General features: G+C 30.7%; 1 protein-coding gene. It reads left to right on the plus strand.

Annotation, left to right across the window (positions count from 1 at the left end; genetic code table 11):
• Positions 1 to 104 precede the first annotated feature (104 nt).
• The coding region (locus ASU00_RS24160; protein WP_057915966.1) for a DUF4180 domain-containing protein at positions 105 to 463 on the plus strand (359 nt) is incomplete at its 3' end.

A 463-nucleotide genomic window follows, 5' to 3' on the forward strand; every position in this document is an offset into this window, starting at 1 on the left:
AGGGGCAGGTTTGTTCAACAAGAAGTCCACTGTAAAATATAATGAGACGTATTAATGAAAATAAAATAAAGATCAGAGGATATTTACTGAAATGGGGGCTATTAATGAAAACAAATACAATTAAACAGAATAATATTGAAATTGCTGTTATAAGCAGTAACAAGATACTAATAAAGGATGTTCAGTCGGCATTGGATTTTATAGCGACAGTACAGTATGAAACTGGATGTAACCGTATAATTTTGAATAAATCGGCAATATGTGAGGACTTTTTTCACTTAAGTACGAAACTTGCAGGGGAAATATTACAAAAGTTTATCAATTATCACGTAAAAATAGCCGTTGTAGGAGACTTTTCTGTATATTCAAGTAAAAGTTTGAAAGACTTTATCTATGAGAGTAATAAAGGGAAGGATATATTTTTCTTTCCAGATGAAAAGCAGGCAATTGAAAAACTAAGTTT

The organism is Peribacillus muralis, from assembly GCF_001439925.1.
Classification (GTDB): Bacteria; Bacillota; Bacilli; order Bacillales; family DSM-1321; genus Peribacillus; species Peribacillus muralis.